Origin of the sequence: Rhodococcus sp. NPDC060090, from assembly GCF_042729855.1 — a bacterium.
Classification (GTDB): Bacteria; Actinomycetota; Actinomycetes; order Mycobacteriales; family Mycobacteriaceae; genus Rhodococcus.
Genome location: NZ_JBHWXB010000008.1, coordinates 42,379 through 64,028 on the forward strand (window position 1 = coordinate 42,379; position 21,650 = coordinate 64,028).

Consider the following 21,650-nt stretch of genomic DNA (forward strand, 5'->3'; position numbering starts at 1 on the left):
GGTGAACGAGACGAAGTCGACTAGTCATTGAGTTCTTGCCTGTCCAGATACTCGAATTCCTCGGCCCACCGTCCGAACACTTCGCTAAGCCGCGTGCGGATGGCGTCGTCGCTTAGCAACCCAAATTCGCTGGCTGCCCATGAGCATCGTTCCCTCAAGCGAGCAAGGTATGGAGCGTCCATGGAATCGAGGAAGGGGCGGGCGTCGTCGCTCGCCACGTAGTAGATCCCGTCGAGGGTGGCGTTGCGAACGAGCAGTCCGCGTGCGCCCATGAGGTGAATGCCTTCGCGGACGAGTTCGCGTTTGACGCCGAGTTCACCCACGCGACCAGGGGTCGCGGGGTGAAGACTGGTGCCGCCCTCGAAGTCTTCACTGTGGAGCACGACGTGATCGAGTAGCACGATTCGAGCGAGGTCAGCTTGCGTCGGATATAAGGCCGTCAGCATCGCGACCACTCGTACACCGACTTCGAATGAGCTGTTCAGTAGTTGCGTCATATCTGACTTACCCAAGTCAGGCGGTTCTCGTTGGCAAGTTGGTGGCAGATTCCGCGACGATCAGCCGGCTCCGTGACATGGATAAGTGCGTTCGCGCTGAGTTGGGCGTTGATTGCTTGTTCGAGAGTCTGCCGGAGCCGCTCCAATCCATCAGAGTGATCGGCCTCGGTGGTCTCGATGACGGCGTCGTACAACTCGTTCTGTAGCCCTTCGAAGGTCCCCGACGGAACGCTGTCGCGAGCGAAGTTGCGAAGCGCTTCCGCTCGGTAGAAGCTCTCTCGCTGCCGCCGTAGGTGCGTGCCAGCCTGCTTATGCACTTCGATTGAGGAGATGCTGTCCACGACGGCATAGCGCTCTTGGTAGGCGTCGATCAGTTTGTGTACGTAAACCAATTCGTCTGGCAGAACTTTTCCTGGTGGAGGCTCAAATGCTGGTCGGTCCGGAAGCCCGCCGCCGAAGCGGGCGGCATGATGGGGTGTCGCCCCATGCTGTTGGATGAGAGCTAGGACTTCGATCGATCCGAACATGGAGAAATCGGTAGCGCTTGCCAGCACCCGTACAGCTTCCCTGAGGGTCTGGTCGAGGTCCTTGAACGGTTTCGATTCGCCTGAATCGATCTGCTCTAGGAACTTTGCCTTCAATTCCGTTGGCGTGGAGACGAGATGAGCCAGCGACGTGCCTAGTCCGCGTGGAGCGATGAAGCTGTAGCTAGTCGGCAACTTGTAGAGGGAGTTTCGTACCGGGAGGAGAAAGACCTTGAGCATCTCTGGCCAGGCGATCGAGGGCGTCAGGCTCTTGTCGTAGTGCTTGCCCTGGAAACAGTCCCACTGGTCTTCGAAGCCACGGTCCGTCTTGAACCCGGCGACGTCGACACCTCGATCGCCTGATCCCCCAAAACGTTGGACGCGGACGTATTGAGGTGACAGGCCCAAAGCCCACTCCTCAATAAAGATCTCCCACTCGTCCGGATCGTAGGTCTGGATCACCTTTCGCGGGGCGAGGCGGGGTCCGTGCTTGACGCGCTCGGCGCTGAGGGCGCCGGTCGAGTGCGAGGGTTGCAAGTCGCGCATCTCGATCATGTGCGTCGTTGACACGCAGCCTCCTCGTCATCGAGTGTCACAACGTTGCAATCCTAATATGGGCATTCACGATCCACAGCGGGGGGACCTGCCGAGCTGCCTCCGCCATTTGTAGTCGCGGCCGTGCGAAGGCAGATCAGGTCAGACCTGCGTGCATGAAGCGTCGGGGGGATTCGCCGATTCGGTCAGGCGATATGGAAGCGGTCGTCCCAAAGTTCGACTTCGACGCGTAGGGAGCCGCCGATGGCCTCGACGTATCGGCGCAGGGTATCGATTTGGACTCGCGCGAGGTCACCGCGCTCGATGTTGGAGATGCGGTTTTGGCCGACGCCGAGACGGTCTGCGACCTCGCCTTGAGTCAAAGCGGCATTCTTGCGGAGTTCCTTGAGTCGGTAGGCCCGTACCTCCTCGAGCAGTCGGCCTTTGTGCGCACCCACGGCGGCCCTGTCGACGGGCCGTGTGTTGAGCATGTCGTCGAGACTTTTCGCCACCACGTTCACTTCCCTTCCAGATTTTCGATGTGGGTGTCGAAGTGGTCGTCGGCAATCGGAATGTTCGTCTTGTACCACTTGGTCCATTGACCTGATTTGTCTCCAGCGATCAGCAGGATCGCCCTTTCGGTGAGAGACGAATGGGAACAGGACACACAACTCCGAGCGCCCGCTCGATCCCGGCCGCAATTCCTTCATGTTCTTATGGCGGGACGCAGTCACCGTGTCGACCAGGGGCCCACCGAGCTGTGGTCCGTGTGCTTGGAGCAGTTCGAGTGCAGCGACGATCTGTTCGTAGGACGACTGATCCAGCTGTGCGAGCCATTCTTCGACCAACTCGACGTCGACACTCCAGATCGACACTCCTGTGCTGAACTGGGGTTACGGAAGAGGCGGTGCGGGAATGCTATTTCTCTCCACATCCACCACACGCCTCCGCAGCATGGCATCGAGCGCAGATACAGAGGGCACTGCACTTCTGAACACAGAATGTCAGAAGACAACTGCACGCAAGACAGAAATCGCAGGACACCGTGCAGTCGTCTTCTGAAATTGACAACGGTGTTTCAAATTTCGTGTCCACAACCGGTGTTTCAAAAGTAGGCCTTGTCGGTGAGTTTTGGGACGATGTCGTCTGTCTTGGTTCAAGACGTCACGTGAGTCAGATCGGGCCAGGTCGAGCTCGTGGTGCGGCCGAGACCACAGCCCGCTTGGGGGCGGTCGAGCGGTTATGCCGCGACCGCCGTGCGACACCCACACCGCACCGCTCGTCCATGATCGTCATCCGGCAACCACCCATACTCATCGCACCTCCCGCACTTGTCCGGCACGACCCGAGGTGCAGCCAACCCCTGCCACAACGGCACCCAAGCCTGCGCGAACCTCATGGGATCTGCCGGACGATGCACCGATTTCGCCGCCGCAACCAACTTCGACACCCCATGCGCCTCGATCAACTCGTCGATCGCTGCAGCCGCCTCGGGTTTGAGATATGCGAACGTCGCCGTCAATCCTGCATGCCTGCACGCTGCAGCGAGGCCGGCGATGTCGAGACTGAGCGGGACGTTCAAAGCCCGTGACGGGCGGTTGGTTTCAGTCCTTGGTATTTCAGTACTGATAAGAGCGCCTGGTTCTCCGTCGTCCGCATCGCCGCGGGTCGGATTCTCAGGCCCCGGGTTGATGACAGGCTCTTCGTAGATGGTCTGGACGGTGCACCACTGGCCGAGCTCGTTCTGAAATCTCTCTCGCACGAGGTAGCCGAGTTCGGCGAGCTCACGTAGCGCGGAGCGGATGGCATCGCGGCCTTCCTTCGGGGACTGCGCGGCGATCGAATCCGATCGGGTGCGCCAGTCGTCAGGCTTCGACAGTAGCCAGATCAGGACACCGCGTGCGCGGAAGGAGAGTCGGTCGTCGTTGAGGACGGCGTTACTGAGGATGGTGAAGTTGCTGGCCAGGCGCGGCCCACGACGCACACCACCAGCCAGGGTATTCTGGCGCATGTTCGACTCCTGTTTAGTCGGACAACCGGCCCGTCGGGAGCTGCAACTCCTGGCGGGCCTTCTTCACTTGTGACGCCGCTCGGAGTGGCGGCGATCTTGGAATCTTGGCACCGTTCGTACAGCGAATGCAAGAGTTTGGGCGAAAATCGCGTGGGTGCAGGAGATTACGGGAGCCACTCGTGTGTTCATTGTCGATAGTGGTAGCTCTCGCTGAACGCGGCATCAGGCCTAACTCGAGACGATGGTGTTCTGCCGCCTCCAGATAAGCCAGCGGCCGTCCCGCTTCACGAAGATGTACAGCGCGTTCATCTCCGGCGGATTACCGTCGTCGGCGTCCTGCTTCGTCGACCACGCGTTCTTCCGGGCGACGATGACGTCGGGGGAGGGGGCGGCGACGTCGCTCAGTTCGTAGTACGCCGTCGATTCCTTCAGGTAACCGGCGGCGAGTGCGTCCTCCGAAGCCTTCTGGATGGCTGCGCGTCCGGAGAGGACAGCACCTCGTGCATTCACGACGATCGCGTCCTCGGCGAGATGGGCGTTCATCAGTGATGCATCGTTGGTGTTGAAGCCCTCCTGTACGTCGCGGACGATCGTGTGGATCTGTTCGAGGTCGTGGGGGTCCGGAGTAGTTGTCATGTGGGCGACAGTAGAACCTCGAGCGAGCTCGAGGTCAAGGGTTGGGGCAGGAAGCCGTGGGTGTGTGCGGACGACGAACCCACACACACCCACGGCACCGTCAACAACAGCCAGTAATCGACAGTCGGGACTCAACCCGCAACGAGTGCCAGATCGCGAAGTCCGATTCCGCACTCTTGTGCGTTGCCGAGCCTCTGTTCAGTGAGGTTCGAGTACACGTGGACGTGGCTGCGTTCGCACCATGCGGTCACGTGCTCACCGATCGCGGGCACGTTCTCACTACTCACCAGGATGGCGAAGGACTCGACCGAGTCCCCGCACTGCACGTGCACGATCCGTTCGCGCCCGGTGGGTTCGATGAGCACGACCCTGCCCTCGACCCTCCAGATCTCGGACGAGTGGAGCGCTCCCTCGCCCAAGTAGAACCGTTCGGGCCGCACACCGAGTGTGATGCTCTCGTCGCCGCCTGTGTGGGTACCGAACCGCGACGCGTGAGTATCGGTGTCGACCGGAAACAGGTTCATCGGAGGTGTCCCGACGAAACCTGCCACGAAGAGGGTCTTCGGCTGTCGGTACAGCTCGTCGGGAGTGCCGAGTTGTTCGATGCGCCCCTTGTTGATGACGGCGATACGAGACGCCATTGCCATCGCGTCGGCTTGATCGTGGGTGACGTTGATGCCGGTGGCGCCCACCGACTGCAGCAGTCCCGCGATCTCCACGCGGAGGGTGGCGTGAAGCTGGGCGTCGAGGCCGGAGAGCGGTTCGTCGAGCAACACGATGTTGCTGCGTCGGGCGAGTGCTCTGGCCAGGGCGATGCGTTGACGTTGACCACCGGACATCTGTCGTGGTTTGCGATCGAGGAGGTGCTCGACCTGCATCCGGGTGGCGATGTCGGTGGCGCGGGCGTCTGCTTCCGCGCGGCTGAGTTTCTTTCCGTGCCGCAGGCCCAACGTGATGTTCTCGCGACTGCTCAGATGTGGATAGAGGGCGTAGCTCTGGAAAACAATGGCCACATCACGCTTCTCGGGCGGGATCCCGTTCTGCGGCTCACCTCCGAACCGGATCTCACCTGTGTCGACGGGTTCGAGGCCCGCGATGATCCGCAAGAGGGTGGATTTGCCGGAACCGGACGGTCCGAGGATGGCGATGTTCTCACCGGTCTCGACGTCGAGGTCGATGTCTGCGAGTGCCGTGACGTCGCCGAAAGTCTTGGTGACACCCGAGATCTGGACGGCGGTCACGATACGGCTCCTACGATTGCATTGATGGACTCGACTGTGTCCAGAACGGTGGTTTCGGCGTCGGCGCCGGTCTGGAGCTGCTGGTTCATCACTTCGATGAAGTCGTAGATCTCGGCAGTGTGTGCGCCCGGGAACCCACCCCACTGGGTGAGTTCGTTGTCGAAGGTCCACGCGAAGGTCATCTGCGGGGTCGCCTGGTCGGATGCCAGCAGTTCGTCGCGAGCGGTGGTGTCCACGGGGATGTAGCTGCGCTGGGTACCCGACGCCTGCAGCACGCTCTCCGGGGTCAGGATCTGCCCGATGAGTTCATTGGCGAACGCTGCGCGGCAGGGATCTTCCGAGAGGACCATGTAGCCGTTGCCGCCTGCGGGCAACGCGCGATCCTGGTTGCCGTCGACGGTCGGCAGTTTGATGGGCATCCAGTCGAACTTGTCGCCGATACCCTGGCTGATCGCCGCGATGTTGGAGGTGGTGATCATCGAGATGGGCAAGGTGCCCGAGGTGAAGATGTCCATGGCCTGGGTGGCGTCGGGGATGCCGGCCTCTAACCCGTTGCTGCCGAGGTCGGACGAGATGCGCAGTGCGTCGACACCGGCAGCGTCACCGAATGCTGCTGCGCCGTCGGAATCGACCAGTGTGCCGCCGGAAGCCTGGATGAGTCCTTGCGCAAACCATTCGGGTAGGCCCGTAGGAGCGATGGAGACGGAGGGTGTCCCGGTGTGAGCGGTAACCTTCTCCGCGACGCGCAGAAGATCGTCGTAGGTCTTGATGTCTTCGGCGCTGCCGGCGTCGGCTTCGTCGAGCAGGTCCTGGTTGACGACCATGACAGGTGCGGAGATCTGCGCGGGCGCCACGTATGTGACACCGTCGCGTGCGGTGCCGGCGCCGAGGAACTGCTTCTGGTAGGTGTCGGCCAGAACCGAGGAGTCGAAGGGGACGGGGTCGTAGGCGTCGACCCAGAACTGCATCTGTCCGAGTCCGGTCATGATGAGGTCGGGGCGGTTGCCTACGGCGATGTCGGCGACGATCTGTTGGGTGAGATCGTCGTAGGACGTCGACGGCGCAGCCTGGGCGTCGAATTCCAGTCCGGGGTATCGCTTTTCCATCGCTTCGACTGCGGCTGCCATGGATTCGGTCGCCACCGAGTTGAATGCGACATCGATGACGGTTCCTTCAGTGGTGCACTGGGCGACATCGACGGCGGCGGCGACCGACGCTCCGTCTGCAGGCTGATTCGTGGTGGTGGTGCCGGCGCTGCCGCATGCGGCGAGACCGAAGGTGAGTACGGTGGCGGTGGTGCCGACGAGGACACGTGTGTGAGGACGCATTCTTCTGTTGCTCCTGTAGTGAGGGGAATTCAGCCGGTGATTTCGGTGCCGCTCATGCCCCGGACGAAATGCTTCTGGGCGAAGAGGAATACGGCGACGATGGGTACGGTGACGATCGCAGCGCCTGCCGCGAGCGCCGGATAGTCGAATCCGGTACTGGCATCCTGGAAGATTGCCAGCGCCAGTGGGGGAGTTTGGATCTCGGGGCTCCGTGCCACGAGAAGGGGCCACATGTAGTCGTTCCAGTGAACGAAAATCGAGTACACGCTGAAGGCTGCGATGCCGGGCAACGCGATCGGTGTGACAACGCTGAGCATAGTGCGGATCGGTCCGAGGCCGTCCATCTCGCAGGCCTCGAACAGCGCAACCGGAATGGACATCATCTGATTGCGGATCATGAACGTGCCGAGCACCGACGTCGCGAACGGCAGTATCAGTGCGGCAAGGGTGTCACCGAGTCCGACCTGATTGAGGCCGATGAACAACGGAATCATCGTCACCTGTGCCGGAATGAGCAGGCAGAGCATGACGAAACCGAACACTCGGCCTGTCCACCGCTTTCGGTGCACCGTCAGCACATATGCGGCGGGGATACAGGTGAGCAGTTGCAGAGCGAGAATGCCGAAGGTGACGGCCAGGCCGACCAGCATGGCATTGCCCAAGGACGCGTCGTTCCAGGCACGCGCGTACCCGTCGAACGTGAGGGTGTCGGGCAGCAGGGAGAACCCGTCGCCGAACACCTGGTCGTGGTCTGCAACCGAGGTGCGGAGCATCCAGTAGAAGGGAAAGAGGGAGACGAGCAGTGCACCGGCGAGGAAGATCCACCTGCCGACCCGTAGAGCGGCGTTCATCGTTCGTCCTTTCCAGAGAGCACTTTCCGCTGCCAGAGGCCGACGGCGAGCAACGCCAGGACCATGAGGAACGACAACGCCGACGCAGCACCCAGATCGAAGTACTGGAAGCCCATCCGCCACGCCATGGTCAGGATCAGCTCGGACGAATGCTGCGGGCCGCCGTCGGTCATCACCCGAACTGTGTCGAATGCCTGGACGGATTGGAGTACCGCCATGACCACGGCGAACACCACGGACGGTTTCATCACGGGCAGTGTGATCTTCACCAGCCGTGTCCACCCGTTGATGCCCTCCATGCGCGCAGCCTCGTGCATGGTGTCCGGCACGGTTGCCAGCCCGGCGAAGAAGATCATCATCGTGAAGGAGGCGGTTCGCCAGATACCGACGAGTGCGACGGTGAGCAGGGAATAGTCGGTGCTGCCGAGCCAATTGATCGGTGCGACACCAACCATCCCCAACAGGCTGTTCGCGACCCCACTACGGAAATCGAACATGAACGTGAAGACCACGGCCATCGCGACCAGATTCGCGGTCATCGGCAGGAACAACAGGGTGCGAACCAGTGCTCTGCCGCGAGTGAGGGAATCGGCGGCCAACGCCAACAGAAGTCCGATGACCAGACTCGGCACAATCGTTCCCACCGAATACACGATCGTATTGATGATCGCCTGGATGACACGGGCATCGCTGAAGATCCGCTGGTAGTTGGCGAACCCGACGAATCCCCATTCGCCGCCGGCCAGCGGAATCGTGAACCAACTTCCGATGAACGTGAGGACCGCGGGGAGGAAGATGAAGATGGACGCGAGTATCGCCATGGGCGACACCATGATCACCGGGGCCCACCGACGCCATGGCGAGGGACGGTAGTCGGATTGCTTTGCGTCGGTGGACGAGGAGCCCGGCGGCTTCTTCTCATCGGCCCGGGAGTTGAGCGTGGCGGTCACAGCAGCGCCTCTCGGTCCATGGCGTAGACGCCGCCGTCCAAACCGACCCCGATGAGGAGGTGCCCTGCATCGACCAGCGGCGCCGCAGTGGGCACACCGACAGAAACGGTGGTGAGCGGTACGCCGTCGAGGGAGTACGTCCGGATCGTTCCGTCCAGGCAGGGAAGGATGATCGTGTCGTCGAGCACCAGCGGCGGTGCGAGGACGGAGCCTGCCTGCTTGGAGTAGGGCTGCATGGGGAACGGGGCGGCCGAGTCGATTTCGAGGTCCCAGAGGATGTGCCCGTCGGTTCGATCGAGCATCGTGAGCCCGCGTCCCACGACGGTCACGAGGATTCCTCGATCGGTGACCACCGGTGATGTGGCACTGTAGTTGCCCGCGTGCTCCGCCACCCACGTCAAAGTTCCGGATGCGGCGTCCACCGCCACGGTCGCGGAGTATCCGGGCAGAAGAACAGTCTCGGTCGAGGCGTCGTACGTGGCGGTGCCCATCACCAGCAGTCGCTTGGTCTTCCGGAAGTCCGCCGACGATTCTGCGGCAGCCTGCGTCCACAGGTTGTCGCCGGTGGCCAGACTCAACCCGATGGGATGTTCGGGGCTGGGCCAGAAACCTGCCACTACCAGGTCGTCGACGATCAGGGGAGCCGTATGACTCACGAGATTGTGATGGGGCGCCAGATCGGTCCGCCGCCAGAGGACACGCCCGTCGTTGACGTCGATACGCCGCAGGTCGGCCTGATCTCCGACCACCACACTGCCGTCGGCCTCCGACGCTGCTCCCCACGCGAAACGCCGCAGAGGGTCGGGTGACGGACAGGTCCAGAGCAGCGTGCCGTCGGTCCGGTCGTAGCCCGACACGTCGCCGGTGACCTCGACGCCGACCACGACATCCCCGACGACCGTCGGGGCAACCTTGACGGACGACGCTGTGTGCGCGGTCCACAGGACGCGGCCCGTGTCGAGTTCGAGTGCCTCGACGGCTCCTCCCGGCGAGTCCTCGATCTGGGAGCCGATGAAGACCTGGCCCTCGCTGATCGACACACCTTGCCGATGACCGGCGCCGGTGAGGAAGGTACGCCAGCGGACAGCCTCCACTGTCGATGCATTCGGTGCAGAGGCGATGGTGGACTTGCTCAGAACGGGTGCGAGCCGGGCATCGTCCCACAAGTGGAGTGCCACGGTGTCGAGGGTGAACTCCGTGCCGTCCCAGACTGCACGGCGCAGCGATGGCGGACTGTAGTCCAGTCCTGCGAAGAACGTGGGCGCAGTGTTGACGTGCAGCGTGCCGCCCACCCGTACCACCCGCGAGGTGTGCCAGTGTCCTGAGAACGTGGCCACGGGCGGGCGAGGAACATTCGTGAGCAGGGTGTCGTTCGGCTGGTCGTGGAACAGCAATGCCCACGGAGTGTCCGGAGACACCAGTGCCAGGTCATTGCGGAGCCACTCTTCCTGAACAACGTCGTCCAGTCCCAACTCGTGGGTGTGCCAGTCCATGGCGACGACGTGCAGCCCCGGAATGTCGAAGCTGTACCACCGAGGACCGAGATGATTTTCGTAGGCGGAGGGGTCGGCCGCGTTCGTGAGGTAGTTGTTCGGGGAGATCGCCGTCTCGCTGCGGCCGTTCATGTGATCGTGGTTTCCGGGAATCGCATGAACAGGAAGGGGGCTCGCTGCGAGCACCTCGACCAGAGCTTCGTACTCATCGGAGACTCCGGTGTCCACGAGGTCGCCGGTGAGGAAGATCGCCTGCGCGTCGGGCAACGTCGACGGGAGCGAGCGCAGGAGTGCCGTGAACTGGTCCGACAGACCACCTTCCGGGTACATCGAGCGCTGCTTACGTTCCGTACCTTCCGCCACGCCACCGGGAACACTCAGGTGAGTGTCGGTCAGATGCACAATTTCGAACGGCAAGCTCTGCTGCTGTTCGACGAGGTCGAAATCGACGGGTCCGGGCGTGGCGGGAAACCACCAGCGGGTAGCGGTGAACCCTTCAGGGCGGGAGACGAAGACGAATCGTCCTCGTTCCGGGAGCGTGTATGTGCCGTCGTCGTCGGTGCGGGTGGTGTCCTGTCCATTGGAGACGATCACTCCGGGAAGGCCGATTCCGTCGGCGCCACGGACTGTTCCATGCATGTTTGTTGCACCTTGCATTGAGGGAGCGGATTGGTCAGAAGCGGTGTTCGGCCAGGACGTCTGCAGTTGCCTGCAGATACCTCTCGACGTCCGGTACCTGTTGTTTGAGCATGATGTGGAGCGCGTCCAGGACAGCGAGGTGAACGAGCCTGCTGGTGACGGCTTCGACGCGAATTCTCGTTTCTGCGCTGCCGGCGATGATGGTCCTGTCACACAGTTCGGTCAGTGGTGATCGGGTGAAGCTGGTGAGCGCCACGACTTTTGCTCCAGAAGCCTTCGCTGCACGTGCTGCGGCCAATGTTTCGAACGTCGAACCCGTGTGGCTGATGGCGAACAGGAGATCGGTCTCGCGGAGCATCCGTGCCTGGATGTGTTGTGCGTGGACGTCGGCGACGTAGGTGACGTTGAGGCCGAGTGTGCTGAGCCGGTAGGCGCAGTCGGAGGCCAGCATCGCCGACGTGCCCACAGCGGCGAGCTGAATGCGCTGTGCGGAAAGCAACTCTGTCACAACCTCATTCACCGATGCCATATCGAGAGTGCTCGCGGTATCTCTCAGTGCAGCGGCGAAATCGCGCAGAATCGTTGTCGTCAGATTGTCGCCATCGCCGTCGGCATCGGAGTTGAGGTGTGTGACGGGGACATGTTCGAGGGCGAGGCGCGTCTTCAGTTCCTGATAGCCGCGGAGACCGATGCTCGTGCACATCCGTACCACGCTTGCCGCAGATGTGTTGGCGCGCTCCGCAAGTTCGGTGACGGAGATATCGAGCAGTTCCAATGAGTCCGACAGGACCACGTCGGCCACGCGCCGCTCGGCGGGTGAGAAGGTGAGGAGGTGGGACCTGATCAGCTGCCGAATATCGCTGTGCGATACCGGAGCCGACCTCACGGCCTTTTCGGTCATGGCAGTGAACGTATGGGCTCCCTGTGAACCGGAGTGCCACCACAGGTGAACGACGAATGAAGTTTTCACAAGCGTGATGATTCTGAACAAAATTTTCAGGAAGGCATGGCAATGTGACGGTCGGCGGAGAGATACCTCCGTGCAGAGACCTCTCATATCCGGCGTGGTTCGCCGGCGTATCCCTCGACTTCCAGGAGAAACTCCATGACCGTGCGTGCTCGCCTACTCGTCCTGTTCGACTGGAACGGGACGGTCATGGACGACCTCGACCGAGCTGTCACCGCGACGAACGACGCCGTCGCGGGCCGGGGGGTCCAGACGATGGACCGCGCCACCTTCCAGAACTCGTTCACACTGCCGATGAAGAACTGGCTGCGCGGGATGGGCATCGCAGACTCGGAGGTCGATGGCGTCGAGGCGCGGTGGAATACGGTGATGGAGTCGCCCGCACCGGTCCGCGATGGTGCGGCCGAATTGCTCGCAGAGCTTCGGCGACACGGCGTCGTCACGGGCGTGGTGACCGCTGCGGACGCTGCAGTTGTCCACAACGACCTCGAGCGCAACGGCCTGGCCGGGGTGTTCGACCACGTGCGTGCGTCGGTAGCCGACAAGGCGGAATGTCTGGCTTCGCTCCGGGCCCTTGGGGACGACGCGTTCTACATCGGCGATACCGCCTATGACATGACGTGTGCCCGGCGAGCCGGCTACACCCCGATCTCGATCGGTGGGGGATACCAGCATCCGAGCATTCTCGCGGCGGCAGGGAGCGACCACCACCTCGAGGATCTCGTGGACCTGCTGAGTCTTCTCGGCCTGCCTGTCGCCGGAAGCAGGTGATCTACTGAGTCCATGGCGGTGTGGAATTCCTCGGCGAGCACGGCAGACGCATTGTTGGCAGGCCCCCGCGGCCGCAGGATGTTGTTGGCGTTCGTAGAGGAAGCCGAACGCGCCGTCCAGCAGAACTACGACCAGAGTTCGTTCCACTCCGCCGTGTTCTACGCCGCACACGCCCTCGACCCCAACCCGGGTGTCCTCTTCGGTCCCGGCGCCGACGAGCCGCTGCCGGACATTCCGCCGGAGGAGGTTGCTCGCCGGCTCGCGACTGTGCCGCTTCCGGAGGTGACGGCAGCTGCTCTGCGGTCGGCGCTCGGGATGGCGGTGGACATGGCCCGCTACTGGCAGGAACCCGACGGTGAGGATGTCCTCGCCGCCACCATCCCCATGCGACGAGAATTGCGGCGCATCGCCGACCACATCGCGCGGTCACCTCACGTCGACTGGTGGTCGACCGAGGTGGCTCGCGGCGACCAATGGTCGGTGGGCTGGGCCGACGGTGCCGAAACCACGCCGCAGGAGCCCCGCGAGCAAACTCGACTCACCGAGCGCCTGGCGAAGTGGCGTGACCGCGTCGTCGAGCAGGAAATCAAAGCGGAACGTGATCGCCCGCGAGACCCGAAGGCGAACTACTCGGGTGAGTGGTGGTCTTTTCCGTGGGAGGCGCGCTGTTCGGCGCGGTCCCTCGATGACGGGTTGCCGGCGGGCGTCCTGTTCGTCGAGGACAGTATGGGCTGGAAGCGGGCCTTCGCTCGGCGCCTGCCAGTGCCGGTGGGAATCGATGTGTTCGAGATCGACGGCGCCGACGCGTGGGCAGATCTGTGCCGTCGATACCCATTGGAGGTGACGGCGCAGAAACGTCACGACTGGTACCGGACCACCGGCCGCGACGGACGCTGGGTGATGCCTGACTGGAGTCGCGTCGCCGACGCGTACGCGGGAGTGCACCTGACAGTGAGGGGGTATCTCGCCGCGGCGGGAACAGCGATCGACGTCGACGACGATGCCGCGAGTGTGATCGCCGGTTGGGCGCCGGACGAGACCCACTGGCTCACCGACGCCGTTCGCCCCGACGGAGACGTCGTCGAGTGGATGCTCGACGGCAACCGCGAAAACTGGCTTCGGAAGATCGCGCCTACATCCTGATTTCGTCGAACCGTCCCAACGATATGGAATCCGTATGCAGCCACTCGGAGCGATTTCGACGTCCGGTTGGGTCGATGGCAGTGAAATCTCTGCCACCGACCAGAGGTAATGCACCGCCGGCAAGGCGCACACTCGTCTTATTGCCACGACACTCGACCGAAGACAGCATTTCGAGAATCAGCCCTCTTCCGCAAGGACGAAGCTATGACCGCAATCAGCGACCCCCACAGCCCCGCTCCGGTATCACTTGCCGACCACCCGTTTCTGACCGGTGTCTACGCACCTCAACGCTCCGAAGTCGACGTCGACGATCTCCACGTCACCGGTGATCTTCCGTCGGATCTCAGCGGCAGCTATCTGCGCAATGGCCCGAACCCTCGATTCGACCCGATCGGCTCGTTCGTCTATCCACTCGACGGCGACGGCATGGTCCACCGCATCAGCTTCGACCACGGGCATGCGTCCTACAGCAACCGGTTCGTCCGTACGCCCATGGTCGTGACGGAGGAGGCAGCCGGGCGCGCCCTGTGGTCGGGGATCACCGACGGCTACACGCCTCCCGCCGAGGTCGTCGGAGACAAGCTCGCCGGAACCGTTCGGCAATTACCCGACATCAATGTCGTACACCACGCGGGCCGGCTCATGGCCATGGCCGAAGCGGACAAGCCGTACCGTCTCGACCCGGCCGACCTGCGAACATTGGGCGAAGAGGACTGCTCCGGCGCCATGCGTGTGGGCAGCACGGCCCACCCGAAGATCGACCCGCGTACCGGCGAGATGGTGTTGTTCAACTACACCCTCGAAGCGCCGTACCTCACCTGGTCGGTGGTGGGCGCAGAAGGGCAAGCCGTACGCGAACCAACGGCGGTGGACGGACTCGACGACCCGGTGATGATCCACGACATGGCGCTCACCGAACGCTACGTCGTCCTGTTCGTATGCCCATTGATTTTCGATCTCGCCGCAGCGATGACCGGTGGGTCGCTGCTGTCCTGGCGTCCCGATAACGGCACCCGTATCGCGTTCATCCCCCGCGACGGCGGGACGGTGCGATGGATCGACACCGACGCGTTCTGGGTGTGGCATTTCGCCAACGCATTCGACAATCCCGACGGCACCGTCACGGTCGACTACGTCGAATGGACCTACCCGAGCGGATTCGCCGACATTGCGTCCCCCAGCACCTCTGGACTGATACGAGCGCAATGTAATCCCGCCACCGGCACCTTCGGCCGCACATCTGTCAGCGCTCGTGCAAACCTCGAATTCCCCCGGGTCGACGATCGGCTGCTCACCCTCGACCACCGCCGGGTCGCGACCGTGGGCAAATCCGACACCGACCAGGCCGACCTCGACAGTCTCTGGTTTCACGATCTCGAATCCGGAACCGAGGTGTGCTGGACTCCGTCTGTCGCGATCGGTGAACCGATCTACATTCCCGGCCCGCACCACGACTATTGGGGCGCAATCGGCACCGATCCCGACGACATGCACTCACGCTTCTATCTGCTCGACGCGGACACCCCGGCAGACGGGCCCCTGGCCACGATCGAGCTGCCTATTCGCGTACCGGCCGGGCTCCACGGCTTCTGGGATCCGACGGCACGCTGATCACCGTCACGCATCGGCTTGCGACGCGATCATGCTCGGTGTGCGGCTGCTTCCGCCAATGAGCATCGGTGATCTTGTTCCGCATCGCATCATTGCTTAGCGGAGTCTCGGGCTGGGAATCTGTCCGCACGTCGGGGCAGCACCCGGCCCGGTCCTTCGTCACCTCTCCCGACGATGGACGGCGCTCCACCAGACCGCTGGGTGGGAGTCGTGTCCGAGACAGGCTTCTCATCATGCGCCCAGTCAGCTTCTCCGCCACGCCGATACGGCCGTTCGCCGCAGCCGCATTCGCCGCGTTCCTACTCTGCGCCGGAACGGTGGTGGGCGTGGGTACCGCGACCGCACAACCCACAGCCCCGATGGTGGTTCCGTTGCCGTCGGCCGACCCCTTCTACACGTGGGACGGCCCCCTCGACGACGTCGCACCGGGCGCGGTGCTGGACACCAGGACGATGCCCTTCGGATTCCACGATCAGGCCACACCGATCACGAGCACACAGGTGCTGTACCGGACCACCGACCAGTTCGACCGCCCGACCACGACGGTCGCGACCATCCTGCGTCCGCTAATACCCGGCCCGGCCAAAATGATCTCGTATCACATGGCGTACGACGCGCTCGGCTCCGAATGCGATCCGTCGTACACGCTCACCGGGAACGGCACCTACAGTCAGGCGGGCACGCTCGAGCAGGGCGTGATCACCGGCTACCTGGCTTCCGGATACTCGGTAGTCGTTCCGGACTACGAGGGCCCCGACCTCGAGTGGACCATCGGACGCCAGTCGGCCTACGCCGCGCTGGACGGGGTTCGTGCCGCGGAGTCGGTGCTGGGACTTCCCGCGTCGACACCGGTGGGGTTGGCCGGCTACTCCGGCGGCTCGGTGCCCACCCAGTGGGGCGCGGAGGTCGCGCCGACGTACGCACCCGAACTGAACATCGTCGGCGCGGCGGCGGGTGGCCTGCCGGTGAACCTGGCCCACAATCTGCCCTACGTCAGCGGCAGCACGGACTGGGCCGGTGTCATCCCCGCGCTGATCGTCGCCTACCAGCGCACCTACGGTCTCGACACCGCCGCCTTCCTCAACCCTCACGGGCAGCAGATCGTGGACACGGTCAGCTCCCAGTGCATCAATGCGTTTGCCTCCCACTACCCGGGGCTGACCGACACCGAGATGCTCCGAGCCCCCTACACGTCGCTGCTCGAGATCCCCGGCGTCATCCGCGCCATCAACGACAACATCATGGGTACGGCGGGTACTCCGCGGGTGCCGATGCTGTTGGCGGTCGGAGACGTCGACGGTACGGGTGATTCGGTGATGATCACCGGAGACGTCGAAGGGTTGGCGCACGACTACTGCGAGCGTGGTGTTGCCGTCACCTATGCGCAGTACGACCGCCTTTCACACAGCGAGGCGTTCCTGCCGTTCCAGGCGCAGGCAGCGCAGTTCTTCACCGACCGCTTCGCCGGCGCGGCCCCCGCAGACAACTGCGCCGTGGTCGGGCCCGGAAATGACCTCGCGGCCACCCCGGTTCCCTGACCGCCGCGTGGATGTTCGGCGGTCGACACCCCGCGAGTACTGGGACTCACCGCTTTCCGGCGGGTCAACCTGGTCCTGTCCGCGGCGGGCAAAATGCGGACGGGCCGGAGACTGTCGCCTGAACAGCGGCTGGTGAGCGCGACGAAATGACGCCGGCGAGCGTTTCGGTGACGATGAGTCGGATGGGAATTCGGCTCGAATGCTTCACCGCGCAAGCCATTCCGGATGTGTCCGCGCTCCTATTCATCGTCGACGACGAGTGTGGGCCATCCGGGGTAGAACGGTTCGACGACGGGAGCTGCGGCAAGCTGTTCCCTTATTGGGGTGTCGAAGTTGTATTCGGGCATACCTGTCACACAGATGCTCCACGGGTCTTCGTATCCCATCCGCTTGTCGGTGAAGCGCTCGACTTCCCATCCGCCGAAGACGTCCCAGGTGGGATACGGGCGACGGTTGTCGTAGTCGAGAATGGTCGGGCTGCCTGCGGTCCAATCAGCCGGTTGCAATCGAAGTGATGTGTAGAGGCGGGTTTCCATGCGAGTCCAACCGGCGTCAGTGGGCATAGCAGTTTGCATCAAAACGTCGCACACGTGGATTTCGGTGACGGGTCGACCCAGGTGGGTGGTGGGTTCGACTTCGAGGATGTGGTGGTTGATCGTGCCGGTTCGTGGTGTCGGTTGTGACTTGTACGCGTGGGCGATGTCGTTGTATCCGGGGTAGAGGGTCAAGGGGTCGGCGGTGCGGTCGTAGTTGTTCTCGCTCTCGATGTAGCCGCGGGCCACTTGTAGTTCCGGGGCGTCGAGGTCGATGCCGTCTGGTGCGGTCCAGCGGTGCGACATGACTTGTGCGTCGGATTCGAGTGCGGCGAAGCGATCGGGCTCCGGCGGGGGTGGTGGAGTCGCTGCCGGTGCGCACGCCGAGATGACGGCGGCGAGTGTCGCGGTGATGATGAGTCGGATTGGTGTTCGCGTCGCATGTTTCACCGTAGTGACTGTTTCGAGTGTGCCTCTCCTCCTACCCATTGTCGTCGACGAGGATCGGCCAGCCGGGGTAGAACGGTTCGACGACGGGTGCTGCAGGGAGACGTTCCTTCACCGGGGTGTCCGGGGTGATCCCCGGTATTCGCGACATACAGACTCGCCACGGGTCGTTCTCGCCCATACGCTTGTCGGTGAAGAGCTCGATCTCCCAGCCGTCGAAGACGTTCCAGGTGGGATACGGCAGCCGATGCTCGTAGTCGAGCGTGGGTGGGTCTCCTGCGGCCCGCTCGATCTGTTGGAGTCGGAGGGACATGTAGAACCGTCTTTCCATACGGGTCCACCCGTCAGTGGTGGGCATGGCGGTCTGTGTGTGGACGTCGCAGACATGAAGTTCAGTAGTGGGTCGTCCTAGGTGGGTGGTGGGTTCGACTTGCAGGATGTGGTGGTTGATCGTCCCGGTTCGTGGCGTAGGTGGTGATTTCTGGACGTGGGCGACGTCGGTGTATCCGGGGTAGAGGGTGGATGGGTCTGCGGTGCGGTCGTAGTTGTTTTCGCTCTCGATGTAGCCACGGACCACTTGTATTTCTGGTGAGTCGAGGTCGATGCCGGTGGGCGCGGTCCAGCGGTGCGACATGACCTTTGCATCGGATTCGAGTGCAGCGAAACGGTCGGGCTCCGGTTGGGGTGGTGGGGCGACCTGCGGTGCGCACACTGGGATGGTGGCGGCGAGTGTCGCGCCCACGATGAGTCGGATGAGAGTTCGGGGCGAATGTTTCACTCTAGTGGCTATTTCGGGTGTGCCCCTGCTCCTACTCATTGTTGTCGACGAGGGTGGGCCAACCAGGGTAGAACGGTTCGACGACGGGAGCGGCGTGAAGTAATTCCTTCAGTGGGGCGTCGTAATCGAATCCGGGCATCCGCGACATGCACACGCGCCACGGGTCATTCTCGCCCATTCGCTTGTCCGTGAACCGTTCGACTTCCCAGCCGCTGAACACGTTCCAGGCTGGAAACGAAAGCCTGCGGTCGTTGTCAACTGACGGGGTAGTCACTGCCATCGTTCCGGATGACTGGATACGAAGCGATACGTAGGACAGTGATTCTAAGCGTGCCCACCCAGTATCGGTGGGCATGCCTGTCTGCATGTAGGTGGAACAGACGTGGATTTCGTTGGCGGGTTGTCCGAGGTGGGTGGTGGTTTCGACTTGGAGGATGTGGTGGTTGATCGTGCCGGTTCGTGGTGTGGGTGGTGACTTCTGGACGTGGGCGACGTCGGTGTATCCGGGGTAGAGGGTGGCAGGGTCGGCGGTGCGGTCGTAGTTGTTTTCGCTCTCGATGTAGCCGCGGGACACTTGTATTTCTGGTGAGTCGAGGTCGATGCCGGTGGGCGCGGTCCAGCGGTGCGACATGACCTTTGCATCGGATTCGAGTGCTGCGAAACGGTCGGGCTCCGGTTGGGGTGGGGGAGCGGCCTGCGGTGCGCACGCTGAGACGACGGCGGCGAGTATCGCGGTGGCGATGAGGCGGGTGGGTGTGCGGCCACGGGAGGCGTTCATCGTGGTGTACTCGGTTCTCTATTCGTGGGCGCGACGCTCCCGTATGCGTCCATGTAGTACTCGCGGAAAGTAGAGAAATCTATTCCGTACTCCTCTAAGGCCCTGTCTGCGGCATCGGTAATCGCGTCGACCGAGACTCCGTTGGGTGGGTAGCCGAGCGTGCCATCAGGCCGCAGAAGATCTTCGCGAAGAAGGTTTTCCACAATTTCAGGATCCTGAGGTAACCCATACCGTCCCACCGCATTTTCCAGCAGGTTGTACGCGTTCGGCGCACTGTATCGACTGAAGTCGCCGGTGAACGGCGTCGCCTCGGGATCTTCGAACGCGGGCACGAATGTGTCTCGGATGGAGGTGCTGTTGATGTCCATCAGCAGTCCGACTGTGCCGCTGAGACGAGGATCGAGTGCGACGAGATTCCGGATGACCGTGTAGTTCGTGTTGAACGTGTCTTCCCGTCGTCGCTGCACGAACTCGTCGATCCGTGCCCGATCGTCGAACATTTCTCTTCCGGCGTTGTAGATCCCGGTGTCGAGCAGCGCTTGGAGACGACCCGCGTTGGACGCACCGAGGTACGAGGGGCCTTCGACGAAATCGTCTGCGTAGTACCGACCGAATGCAGTCGCTGCGCTTCCGAATGTGGCACTGGATTCCTGATCCGTTGCCATGAGGGTGAAGATGCGCCGCGCGGCTTCGTTGAAATTGGGCGATTCGAGGCTGTCTTGTTTCCAGTCACCCACGTTATCCGCCCTGACAAGCTCGGGGATGTACCCGTGCAACCCATCGGCGAATGCTCGAACCAGTCCGGGATTCACCTCACCGATGTTGGAGGTGTTCTCGCCGTGGACGTCCATCAAACGGTCGAAGTTCTCTTCGTGCGCAAGATACTGAGACAGATCGAGTGCAGCACGCTCCGCTCGGTCGACACGTGCGGGGTCGCCGGCAGCGTGGGCATCGCCCATTTCGTGGGTCATCCAATTGGTGAGGCGTCCTGCAGATTCGCCGCCGTCGTCCCAGTCATGAGTGAACAGTGGTGTGAGGATGTCGTCGCGCTGAATGTCGGGGCGGCCGTCTCCGTCCAGGTCTCCTGCAAGCACGCGGGCACTGACGTCGTGGTTGCTGGCAGCGACGTCGAGCATCGATTCGCCGGCGTGACCGACCGTGATGGGGATGGTGTCGTACGGCCCGGTGCCGGATCCAATCGAATCGATCACGGATGCTTGCGATGCGGCAGATTCGACGAGCTTCGTGCCGAGTTCGGCGCCGGGAGTGCCGCTCCCGGTTCCGACGAACTCCCAGAATTCGCGTCCGCGGATCACCGAGTCGATGTACGCGGCGCCCCCCGGATTGGCGAGTGCGTTGCGGTGCGCCGTGGCTGCGGCCCCCGGCTCGAACTCGAGCTCGCTCCGGACGTCGGGCGGCAGGGTGTCCATGAATGCGGACAAGGTGGGCGGGACCTGGTAGCCGTCGAGCTGGGCCGAGCCCGGACGCGCTTCGACGAGGTCGCGGACGTCCTGGGGTAGGCGGTCCCATCCGCCGCGGTCGTCGTCGACGTCGCGGACGTGTTCGTTCGACAGCGCGAGGATTCCGTTTGCGAGACTGTCGCGGGCGTCGAGTGCTGAGGTGCTGCCGTCGGCAAGGAGTTGCTGCTGCAACTCCATGACGCCATCCGCTCCGGCTTCGCCGTACAGATTCTCGAGGTAGCCGAACGCGCCCGCTGGGAGAGTCGTGACGACCTTGCCGTTCGCAAGCTCCTCGAGAGACTGCGGGTCGAGACCTGCTGCGGCAAGGTTCGTGGTGAACCGTGCCAGATCTTCGGACGTGACCGTGCCATCGGTGAGCATGGCCCAGTCGTGGGCGGCTTCGTCGGGGGAGAAGGCTGCTGGTGCTGGTGTGACGTCGATGAGGTTCGAGATGATGCCGGTGATGCGGCGGGCATGGTCGTCGTCCACCTCGCCGACCACCCGCAGTGCGTCCTGAATCATGCCCCAGTGCGCGGCGGCGTCGGGTTCTCCCTCGTAGACCCCGGTGAAGTCGGGCCCGGCGGTGACGCCTCCGTCGCTGACGGTGAAGCCGGCTCGTTCGGCGGCGGCGATTCTGTCGAGAGCCACGCGTGCTGCGTGTGCGAGATCTTCGTCGGCTCTTCTGGTAGCGGAGGCGATTTCGCGTAGTTCGTAGGAGATGGTGGTGTCGGACTTGCGTTCGCGGTCGAGGTGACCTGCTGCGGCGTCGGCAGCGATACCTGTCCACGCGGACCAGAGGTCGTTGGTGGATGCGTGGATCGAGTCGCGGGCGTCCTCGAGTCGCGTGGCGACCGACTCGGTCGAGGTCACCTGTTCGGACAGTGCAGACCAATTCCATTGACGTACATCGGATACCGAGG

At 63.0% G+C, this 21,650-nt stretch carries 19 protein-coding genes and 1 pseudogene; 4 read left to right on the forward strand and 16 right to left on the reverse strand.

Going from position 1 to position 21,650, the window contains the following annotated elements; all coding sequences use genetic code 11:
- Positions 1-20: 20 nt before the first annotated feature.
- The 12 genes and pseudogenes from ACFWCF_RS12640 to ACFWCF_RS12695 all read right to left on the reverse strand — a co-directional run bounded on the left by ACFWCF_RS12640 (position 21) and on the right by ACFWCF_RS12695 (position 11,605).
- Positions 21-497, reverse strand: coding sequence for an ABC-three component system middle component 2 (locus ACFWCF_RS12640; RefSeq protein WP_378561590.1), 477 nt, complete (start codon positions 495-497; stop codon positions 21-23).
- Positions 494-1,591, reverse strand: a complete 1,098-nt coding sequence (locus ACFWCF_RS12645) for an ABC-three component system protein (protein WP_378561593.1) — start codon at positions 1,589-1,591, stop codon at positions 494-496. Before ACFWCF_RS12645 ends, ACFWCF_RS12640 begins: the two co-directional genes overlap by 4 nt.
- Before the next feature lie 170 nt (positions 1,592-1,761).
- Positions 1,762-2,076 (reverse strand): helix-turn-helix domain-containing protein, encoded by a 315-nt coding sequence (locus ACFWCF_RS12650; protein WP_378561596.1) that lies wholly within the window; start codon positions 2,074-2,076, stop codon positions 1,762-1,764.
- Positions 2,073-2,430, reverse strand: a pseudogene (locus ACFWCF_RS12655) (type II toxin-antitoxin system RelE/ParE family toxin). The gene ACFWCF_RS12650 and the pseudogene ACFWCF_RS12655 overlap by 4 nt, the downstream one beginning before the upstream one ends.
- A gap of 365 nt (positions 2,431-2,795) precedes the next feature.
- On the reverse strand, positions 2,796-3,566 hold the full coding sequence (locus tag ACFWCF_RS12660) for a helix-turn-helix domain-containing protein (RefSeq protein ID WP_378561599.1): 771 nt from the start codon (positions 3,564-3,566) through the stop codon (positions 2,796-2,798).
- Positions 3,567-3,794: 228 nt separating this feature from the next.
- Positions 3,795-4,202: a YybH family protein gene (locus ACFWCF_RS12665; protein ID WP_378561602.1), complete on the reverse strand. Its 408-nt coding sequence runs from the start codon at positions 4,200-4,202 to the stop codon at positions 3,795-3,797.
- A gap of 131 nt (positions 4,203-4,333) precedes the next feature.
- A complete protein-coding gene (locus ACFWCF_RS12670) occupies positions 4,334-5,443 on the reverse strand; it encodes an ABC transporter ATP-binding protein (protein WP_378561605.1) in 1,110 nt (369 codons plus the stop codon).
- Positions 5,440-6,771 carry an ABC transporter substrate-binding protein gene (locus tag ACFWCF_RS12675; protein WP_378561608.1) on the reverse strand — a complete coding sequence of 444 codons (1,332 nt, stop codon included), beginning with the start codon at positions 6,769-6,771 and terminating at the stop codon, positions 5,440-5,442. The genes ACFWCF_RS12670 and ACFWCF_RS12675 overlap by 4 nt, the downstream gene beginning before the upstream one ends.
- Before the next feature lie 29 nt (positions 6,772-6,800).
- Positions 6,801-7,622 (reverse strand): carbohydrate ABC transporter permease, encoded by an 822-nt coding sequence (locus ACFWCF_RS12680; RefSeq protein ID WP_378561611.1) that lies wholly within the window; start codon positions 7,620-7,622, stop codon positions 6,801-6,803.
- Entirely contained in the window at positions 7,619-8,572 is a 954-nt protein-coding gene (locus ACFWCF_RS12685; protein ID WP_378561614.1) for a carbohydrate ABC transporter permease, read from the reverse strand. Before ACFWCF_RS12685 ends, ACFWCF_RS12680 begins: the two co-directional genes overlap by 4 nt.
- Positions 8,569-10,704: a PQQ-binding-like beta-propeller repeat protein gene (locus tag ACFWCF_RS12690; RefSeq protein ID WP_378561617.1), complete on the reverse strand. Its 2,136-nt coding sequence runs from the start codon at positions 10,702-10,704 to the stop codon at positions 8,569-8,571. The genes ACFWCF_RS12685 and ACFWCF_RS12690 overlap by 4 nt, the downstream gene beginning before the upstream one ends.
- A gap of 34 nt (positions 10,705-10,738) precedes the next feature.
- On the reverse strand, positions 10,739-11,605 hold the full coding sequence (locus ACFWCF_RS12695; RefSeq protein WP_378561620.1) for a MurR/RpiR family transcriptional regulator: 867 nt from the start codon (positions 11,603-11,605) through the stop codon (positions 10,739-10,741).
- 204 nt (positions 11,606-11,809) lie between these two features.
- On the opposite strand from ACFWCF_RS12695, the gene ACFWCF_RS12700 reads away from it, so the two are divergent.
- The 4 genes from ACFWCF_RS12700 (at position 11,810) to ACFWCF_RS12715 (ending at position 16,734) form a co-directional block, all read left to right on the forward strand.
- Positions 11,810-12,442 carry an HAD family hydrolase gene (locus tag ACFWCF_RS12700; RefSeq protein WP_378561623.1) on the forward strand — a complete coding sequence of 211 codons (633 nt, stop codon included), beginning with the start codon at positions 11,810-11,812 and terminating at the stop codon, positions 12,440-12,442.
- A 12-nt stretch (positions 12,443-12,454) separates the two neighbouring features.
- Positions 12,455-13,585, forward strand: coding sequence for a hypothetical protein (locus ACFWCF_RS12705; RefSeq protein ID WP_378561626.1), 1,131 nt, complete (start codon positions 12,455-12,457; stop codon positions 13,583-13,585).
- Positions 13,586-13,789: 204 nt separating this feature from the next.
- The gene (locus tag ACFWCF_RS12710; RefSeq protein ID WP_378561629.1) at positions 13,790-15,196 is read left to right on the forward strand and encodes a carotenoid oxygenase family protein; all 1,407 of its coding nucleotides are present in this window, start codon (positions 13,790-13,792) and stop codon (positions 15,194-15,196) included.
- 233 nt (positions 15,197-15,429) lie between these two features.
- Positions 15,430-16,734, forward strand: coding sequence for a lipase family protein (locus ACFWCF_RS12715; protein WP_378561632.1), 1,305 nt, complete (start codon positions 15,430-15,432; stop codon positions 16,732-16,734).
- A gap of 239 nt (positions 16,735-16,973) precedes the next feature.
- On the opposite strand, the gene ACFWCF_RS12720 is transcribed toward ACFWCF_RS12715, so the two are convergent.
- From ACFWCF_RS12720 to ACFWCF_RS12735, 4 genes are all read right to left on the reverse strand, one after another.
- A complete protein-coding gene (locus ACFWCF_RS12720; RefSeq protein WP_378561635.1) occupies positions 16,974-17,717 on the reverse strand; it encodes a hypothetical protein in 744 nt (247 codons plus the stop codon).
- Positions 17,718-17,748: 31 nt separating this feature from the next.
- Positions 17,749-18,456, reverse strand: a complete 708-nt coding sequence (locus ACFWCF_RS12725) for a hypothetical protein (protein WP_378561638.1) — start codon at positions 18,454-18,456, stop codon at positions 17,749-17,751.
- A 67-nt stretch (positions 18,457-18,523) separates the two neighbouring features.
- Positions 18,524-19,270, reverse strand: coding sequence for a hypothetical protein (locus ACFWCF_RS12730; protein WP_378561641.1), 747 nt, complete (start codon positions 19,268-19,270; stop codon positions 18,524-18,526).
- The gene (locus ACFWCF_RS12735) at positions 19,267-21,600 is read right to left on the reverse strand and encodes a hypothetical protein (RefSeq protein ID WP_378561644.1); all 2,334 of its coding nucleotides are present in this window, start codon (positions 21,598-21,600) and stop codon (positions 19,267-19,269) included. The genes ACFWCF_RS12730 and ACFWCF_RS12735 overlap by 4 nt, the downstream gene beginning before the upstream one ends.
- Between the last annotated feature and the right edge of the window lie 50 nt (positions 21,601-21,650).